At 41.6% G+C, this 7306-nt stretch carries 6 protein-coding genes and 1 riboswitch; of the genes, 1 reads left to right on the forward strand and 5 read right to left on the reverse strand.

Annotated elements, in window-relative coordinates; all coding sequences use genetic code 11:
* Positions 1-10 precede the first annotated feature (10 nt).
* The 5 genes from thiE to HMPREF9257_RS03070 form a co-directional block, all read right to left on the reverse strand.
* Entirely contained in the window at positions 11-646 is a 636-nt protein-coding gene (gene thiE, locus HMPREF9257_RS03050; protein WP_006417999.1) for a thiamine phosphate synthase, read from the reverse strand.
* Complete coding sequence (gene thiM / locus HMPREF9257_RS03055) at positions 630-1460, reverse strand: hydroxyethylthiazole kinase (protein ID WP_006417998.1); 831 nt, start codon at positions 1458-1460, stop codon at positions 630-632. Before thiM ends, thiE begins: the two co-directional genes overlap by 17 nt.
* Positions 1457-2023 (reverse strand): energy coupling factor transporter S component ThiW, encoded by a 567-nt coding sequence (gene thiW / locus HMPREF9257_RS03060; RefSeq protein WP_006417981.1) that lies wholly within the window; start codon positions 2021-2023, stop codon positions 1457-1459. Before thiW ends, thiM begins: the two co-directional genes overlap by 4 nt.
* A gap of 91 nt (positions 2024-2114) precedes the next feature.
* A riboswitch (TPP riboswitch) is annotated at positions 2115-2201 on the reverse strand.
* Between the two features lie 141 nt (positions 2202-2342).
* Complete coding sequence (locus HMPREF9257_RS03065) at positions 2343-2819, reverse strand: glutathione peroxidase (RefSeq protein WP_006417994.1); 477 nt, start codon at positions 2817-2819, stop codon at positions 2343-2345.
* A gap of 1 nt (position 2820) precedes the next feature.
* Positions 2821-3537, reverse strand: coding sequence for a YebC/PmpR family DNA-binding transcriptional regulator (locus tag HMPREF9257_RS03070; protein ID WP_006417988.1), 717 nt, complete (start codon positions 3535-3537; stop codon positions 2821-2823).
* A 360-nt stretch (positions 3538-3897) separates the two neighbouring features.
* On the opposite strand from HMPREF9257_RS03070, the gene HMPREF9257_RS03075 reads away from it, so the two are divergent.
* Positions 3898-7209 carry a M14 family metallopeptidase gene (locus tag HMPREF9257_RS03075; protein WP_006417980.1) on the forward strand — a complete coding sequence of 1104 codons (3312 nt, stop codon included), beginning with the start codon at positions 3898-3900 and terminating at the stop codon, positions 7207-7209.
* The last annotated feature ends 97 nt before the right edge of the window (positions 7210-7306 follow it).

A 7306-nucleotide genomic window follows, 5' to 3' on the forward strand; every position in this document is an offset into this window, starting at 1 on the left:
TTTTTAACAATTACAAAACCTGGGTCAGTAGTTGGTTGAGTTCGGCTACCTTGCCTGCCACATCAGGGGCTTGCATAATTTCTGACACCATGGCGACACCGGCGACGCCGCTGGCGGTCAATTGGTCAAGGTTATGGGATTTAATTCCTCCGATAGCCACCACGGGTACGGGTACGGTTCGGGTGATTTTTTTGAGAGTTTCAATCGAAGTGGCTTGGGTTTTAACTTTAGTCTTAGTAGGAAATATTGCGCCCACACCTAAATAAGAAGCGCCACCTGCTACGGCAGCTTGGGCTGCGTCTAGGGATTTACTGGAAACCCCGATAATAGCATCCGGTCCAAGAATTTTGCGGGCTACCTCTACTGGTAGATCTTCGTCCCCCACATGAAGACCGGCGGCCCCTACGGCTTGGCAAATATCCAAGCGGTCATCGATAATTAAAGGAATTTGGTATCGGTCAGTAATAGCTTTGACTGCCTGAGCCTTTTGAAATAGGTCCCGGCTAGTGGCCGTTTTTTCCCGTAATTGGACCAGGCTGACTCCTGCCTGACAGGCTTGGTCAATTACTTGTAAAAAACCATCTGCGCTGAGACCAGTAGGGTCAGTCACTAAATAGAGACGATAAGGGTTAGATATTTGTTTCATAAATACTTGCTCCTTTCAGGGCATGACACCAATGGTCAGACTGGTAGACGAGGGAGAGATTATTTAATAATTGTTGGCGGAAATTTTCAAGTCCTTGACTTTGGTCGGCCGCCATTTGACCACAGATATTAAAATAGGACAAGGCGGTCATGGCAGCTTGGGCTACACTTATACTTGGTTGACTGAGGCAAGCAGCCATCAGAGCGCCGACTAAGTCACCGGACCCAACAAAGTTATCCATGGCCGGCACGCCATTATCTAAACGATAAGCCCAGGTCGGTCCAATAACTAAGTCATTTTGACCAGTTGCCACCAGACAAGGTAAGTCTGCGTCTTGGGCTAGTTGAGCTAAAGCTTGACTAAGTTCTCGCAAGGCTTGGCTTCCAGAATCTGCGGGATGGCGGTCAATCCCCTTGGCTAAACTAGGTAGGTGACTCAAGTACCGCATTTCAGACAAGTTACCTTTGATAATAGTTGGCTTAAAGGCTAATAAGTCTTGGACCAAGTCCTGGCGTAATTGACTGGAGGCAATCCCCACGATATCTAGAACCCATGGTGCTTGGCGGTCAGCTAAATCAGCGGCGGCTTGGCGGATGCCGGCCTCTTTCGTAGAATTGAGTTGGCCAAGATTAATAAAGCTGGCTTGACATGCGCGGTTGACTTGGACCACTTCCCGGGGGTCATAAGACATAATTGGACGCGCTCCCACAAATAAGAGGGCGTTGGCCAAACTTTCAGCTGTAATCTCGTTAGAAATACAGTGGATTAAAGGGCGATTAAGGGGGAAAATATTTTTGATTTGAACTGGACTCATGATTGGACTTCCTTTTGGACAGGGCGTAGACCTGACTTAGCTGGGGTAACTTTTAAAGTGCCAAAGTTGGCTTGGATTTGTTTGAAGCGACTGACCTTCAAGAATTTCTTTAAGGCGAAGAAGGCGATGGCTGACCCGATTAAAGTAGCTCCTAAAAAACGAGGGGTATAGACCAGCCAGAAGAGGTTGGTCTTAACCCCAGTGAACCAGACCATGACGGGGTAGGATAGAAGCGAACCAATAATCCCAGTGCCGAGGATTTCCCCTAGCATGGCGCCATAGATGGACTTGTTCAGCCCATGGTAACCCCAGCCGGCTAATAAGGCACCAAAGACCGCCCCGGTTAAGGCTAAGGGGGGAATACCCAAAAGAAGCATCCGGAGCACACCACAGACAGTCGCCATAATTGTGACATAGAGAGGACCCATCAAAACGGCTCCGATAATATTAACTACTGAAGACATGGGCGCCATTCCTTCAATCCGGAAGAGGGGAGATAAAACGAAGTCAATGGCAATCATAATTGCAACCACCATGACTTTCTCAGTAGAGATATGTTTCACGACAAGGACTTCCTTTCTAAATAAGTAACAAAAAAACCGTTCCATTTAAGGAACGGTTGAGATTAATAATAAGAATAGCCATTAAATAACAAGCCTTCTTAGAACATTTTCCTACGCCAGCATTATCTGGACAGGTTCCATGGGTATAATCTCAGCAAACGCACCCCAAATGTTATTACTTAGTTAGAATATCACACTGCCGATTAAAATCAAGTGAAAACCCATTCATTATTTTACAAAAATAACCTATTCCTCTGTTGCTTGTAGGAATAGGCTATGACTTAATTATTATAAATAAAATGATAAGTATCCAAGTCTCTTACTTGGCTAAGTCGGCTTCAATTGCTTCCACCATGGCTCGAGGCGAGGTTTTAGGCGCAAAACGAGTAACCTTGGCCCCATCTTTGGTCACTAAGAATTTAGTAAAGTTCCACTTGATACTCTTACCGAGGAGTCCTCCATCTTGGTCCTTTAGCCAAGCAAAAAGTAGATGGGTATCAGAGCCGTTAACCTTGCATAGTTTATGTAAAGGGAAGCTGACCCCAAAATTAATTTGGCAGGCTTCAGCTATTTCTTCATTGCTTAAATTTTCTTGTTTAAATTGGTCAGAAGGGAAACCTAGCACTACTAAGCCTTGATCCTGGTATGTCTGATAGAGACTTTCCAATTCTTTGAATTGACCCCGGAGGCCACATTGGCTGGCTGTATTCACAACGATGATGGTTTTACCAGTTAAGTCTTTGAAGGAATAGGTAGTTCCGCCTGGTCGGGTGAGTGGAATATCTGGCAGGCTCATCTTAGGCGAGGTCCACATTATGGTAGACATTTTGCACATCTTCGTCGTCTTCTAAGACATCGACTAATTTCTCAAAGACTTCTTGGTCTTCCGTAGACAGGGTAATTTCGTTGGTCGCAATCATTTCTAATTCAGCGACTTGGAATTTTTCCACGCCCATAGCTTCAAGAGCTTTGCGGATGGCCGCAAAGTCATCGGGTTCACCGTAAACAACGATTTGGTCTTCTTCATTGAAGACATCGCGGACATCACAATCGGCTTCTAAAAGGGCCATGGTAACTTCGTCCACATCGGTTCCAGAAAACATGAAGACGGCCGTATTGACGAATTGGTAAGAAACTGAACCAGGGGCTCCCATGTTGCCGCCGTTTTTCCCAAATAAAGAACGAACATTGCCGGCCGTCCGGTTTACATTATTGGTTAAGGCATCTACAATCAGCATAGAACCAGACGGACCAAAGCCTTCATAGCGAAGTTCTTGGTAGTCTTCTTCGTCGCCGCCCTTGGCCTTGTCGATCGCCTTATTAATTACATGGGCAGGCACATTATAAGTTTTAGCCCGATCAATAACGAATTTAAGTTTTTGGTTGGATTCTGGGTCAGGTTCGCCTTGTTTGGCAGCTGCATAGATTTCAATCCCGAACTTGGCATAAATCTTAGAGAGGTCAGTATCTTTTTTGCCTTTTTTATCTTTAATATTGAACCATTTACGTCCCATAGAGTCACTTCTTTCTTTTATGTAATCATTGATATTATAGAGAAGATGAGGCATATTTACAAGCCGTTTTCTTTACGGTACTAGCCTTTGCAGAATGATAAGTAAATTTATTTCAAATTTTAAGTATTTTTTAATTAAAATGAGAATGCAAAAATTAGCCTAATTATTATCCGTTTTCATTGAAAATCCTTCTCATTTTTAGGCTAATGTGACCAATTTCTCATTCGTAATGATAAGAAAACGGTTACAAAAAAATTTTTTCTTTTTATAATAAAAGTGATATTAGCCAGCTAAAATTTATAAAAGGGGAGGGAAAAAGAGTAGCTAGCTAAGAAAAATTAAGAATGGAGGAAAGAATATATGGCAAATAATTCAAAATCATCGTTAGTTAAACAAGTCTTATTAGGGCTTTCTACGACACTAGCCTTATCTTTAGTAACCGGCGTCAGTCCTGCAAGAGCAGAAGAAGGTATTGTGAGCGATCCGGTGGCTGCCTCCGCGACAGACATTGCTACAACAACTAGTGTTACTAGCGATACCACTTCAACAGAAGCTACTAATGATCAAGCTACAGATACAACAGTAGACACAGACCAAGTAGCAGATGATACAGTTGAAGCGGCTGCCGCAGAAGAAGCTGCTGAAACAGAAGAAAGTAAACCGGCGATTGATGAAACAAATATGGCAACAGGGGAAGCAAAACCTGAACCGAATGTTGATGCCGCATCGACTGAAGAAGCCATCCGTCAAATTGACCATCAAACTGCTGAAGATCCGATTGAAAATCGTAAGGATACAGTCTATATGACTGAAAAGACAATCATTACTGAAAAAGCTGAAGTAGGAGATATAGATCCAACTACAATTCAATGGACTTTAAATGGGAAACCTTTGAATGAAAGTAAAACTTATGTAATGAAAGATGGCACTTTTACAGGTGATCAATTTATTAATATTGATAATGCCAGTGTAGTTAATGGTCAATTAAACTTTAATATAACGATTAATTCCTTATTTGGTCGTGATCTTTCCTTACGGACACCAAACAATATTCGGCGGACTTTCTTAGATTATATGCATGAATATGTCTTAGAAGGCAAAACTGCGGATGGTAAAGTCATTCGTAAGGTAATAAATTTACGTCCTTATGAAAAATATATGACTTATGATGAAATGCTAAAAGATATTCAAGATACGACTGAAAACCATAAAGAAGGTCGTTTAGTAGAAACTGAAATTTATGGTAAGACAGCTCAAGGTCGCGATATGCATTATGGTATTGTTGCTAAAGACCAAGCTTCTATTGACAACTACCTTAATGTATTAACACCTGCGATGTTAAAACACCCTGATCAAGTCAAAGCATTACTTGAATCTGGAAAATTAGATTATAAGGTGCCTGTTCTAATCAATAATACCCATGCGGATGAACAACCAGGTACTGACATTGTCCGTGACCTCTTTAAACAAATTGCTACCAAAGATGTCATCCACTTTAATATGACTCAAGATGGTGTAATTAAAAAAGTCAGCTTAAATGTTTCTGAGTTATTAGATAAGTTTATTTTCTTATTTAACTTCTCTGAAAACCCAGATGGCTCTGTTGCTAATACCCGTGAGTTAGCTAATGACTTGGATCCTAACCGGGATGCTTCTTATCAAGCTAATCCAGAAACTGTAGCAATCTCTGGTTTAATTAATAAATGGAATCCAATGGCTTTATATGATTTACATGGTTTTGTCCGTGACTTCTTAATTGAACCTACGACACCACCACATGATCCAAACTTCGAATATGACTTAGTTTCTGAAACGATGATGGAACATGCTCGTGAAATGGGTAATGCTGGTACTACCAATACCAATTACAACCACTATATTATCCCTAAAGTTTATTATGGCGATGGCTGGGATGATGCTTTCTCTGGATATACTGGGGTTTATGCTGTTTACCATGGCATCTTAGGTCATACCATTGAAATTCCTGAAACTAACCATGAATCCTTTAAGGCTGGTTCTTATGCTGTTCTAGGTGGTATTAACTACATTAAAGATAATCTGGACCGGCTCATGGCAAATCGCTTGACCTTCTACTCAAGAGGTGTCAATAAAGTGGAAGACCCACGAGCTGAAGAAGAATTAGTCGGACCAGATGGCAAGACAATCGGTCGGATTAAAGGGGACAATCCTAAGTTCTTCCCTGACTATTATGTAATCCCAATGACACCAAATGGTGTACGTGATACTCAAGCTGCCTTTGATATGATTGAATATTTCAAACGTAATGGCGTTGAAGTTAAAGAGTTAAAAGCAGATATGGGACCATATAAAAAAGGTGATCTAGTGATTGACATGGCTCAAGCTAAACGGGGTTATGCTAACCATATCCTTTATAAAGGTTCTAATGAATCTGCTTGGGCAGCTATGTATGCTGAATTAGTGGTCAACTTCCCAGATATGCGTGGCTTTGATGCCGACCCAATTTTTGCTGATGGTAAATTCGATGGCTTCTTAGGTCAAGTGACTCATACCAAAGCACCGCGTTCTCAAGTGGGAACCGCTCCTTACTACAAAGTGGCTAATAACTCAGCGACGACAGTTAAAGCTATTAATGCAGCTATTAAAGCAGGGGCTAAAGTTTACAAGACGAAGGATGGCTATATCGTAGACCGGAAAACCCTAGCTCATCTGCTAGATAATTATGCACTTTATGCGCAACCAATTGTAGATGCATATCCATCTGGTCAAACTCTTAAACCCTTGAAGGTCTTTGTGCCTAAGAAATATGAAGCTTGGCAAGGTCGGGAAACCATCCTTGATTCCCAAATTGTGGCGGGTGATTTAGGCTTCCAAGTCGTTGATTCAATTGATGATGCCGATGTGTTAATTTTACAAAGTGGACAATTTGACCCAAGTCTTCTAGGTAAGAAACCAACGATGATTTTAGGTGGCGACGCTATGGCACGCCTAGAAGAATTAGGACTACTAAAAGGCTTTGATGCAGAAATGTTTAAGGATGGTTGGTCTCACGAAGGGTTACTCAAAGCCTTAATTGATAAGAATACAAACCTAAGCTCAGGCTATAGTCTAAAAGACCTCTTCTATTCTAATTCAGGTTCTTGGATCGAAGGTATCCCAGCAGGCTTCAAGAAGATTGTTGAAGTGGCAGGCGACGACTTCTTCATTTCTGGTTGGTGGCCAGGTTACGATGGTCTATCCGGTAAAGTGATGGCGATTGATGGTACATACAACAATCAACCACTCTTTATCTATGCTGGTAATCCAACTAACCGTCGTCATACTAAGAATTTATTTGGTTGGTTAGCTAATGCTATTTTCCGTGATACAGCGGATGCTCAACTCATTGCTTATACTCCAAATGTTCCAGGTGATGATGATAAAGATAAAGATCATGACAAACCGAGTGATCCAAGCGTAGTACCAGGTGATAAGAATAAAGACCAAGCAGATGATTCATCAGAAAAACCTAATCAAGATGGTGCAAAAGAAGATACACAAGTAGTTGAAGTAATTGCTGACCAAGCAAGTCAAACGAGTGCAGCACTTCTTCCTGCAACAGGTGAAGATATGAATGAAAATATCCTTATTGCTGGTTTCGCGCTTGTCTTAGGTTCAAGTCTTGTTTATTTCAGTCGTAAACAAGAAAACTAAGTTTTCCTTAAGGTCTCCTAAATATATGCCCGTTTCATCTGGATATATGACCAGCTGAAACTGTAAAAACCACCTTCCCACCAATTCGATTAAGAAA

The sequence above is a fragment of the Eremococcus coleocola ACS-139-V-Col8 genome (assembly GCF_000183205.1).
Taxonomy (GTDB): domain Bacteria; phylum Bacillota; class Bacilli; order Lactobacillales; family Aerococcaceae; genus Eremococcus; species Eremococcus coleocola.

What these genes read in the sequence shown, in the direction of transcription:
- HMPREF9257_RS03065 (WP_006417994.1), bottom strand. Translation starts at nt 2,819, where the DNA reads ATGAGCCTGCCAGATATTCCACTCACCCGACCAGGCGGAACTACCTAT.
- thiM (WP_006417998.1), bottom strand. Translation starts at nt 1,460, where the DNA reads ATGAGTCCAGTTCAAATCAAAAATATTTTCCCCCTTAATCGCCCTTTA.
- HMPREF9257_RS03075 (WP_006417980.1), top strand. Translation starts at nt 3,898, where the DNA reads ATGGCAAATAATTCAAAATCATCGTTAGTTAAACAAGTCTTATTAGGG.
- thiE (WP_006417999.1), bottom strand. Translation starts at nt 646, where the DNA reads ATGAAACAAATATCTAACCCTTATCGTCTCTATTTAGTGACTGACCCT.
- HMPREF9257_RS03070 (WP_006417988.1), bottom strand. Translation starts at nt 3,537, where the DNA reads ATGGGACGTAAATGGTTCAATATTAAAGATAAAAAAGGCAAAAAAGAT.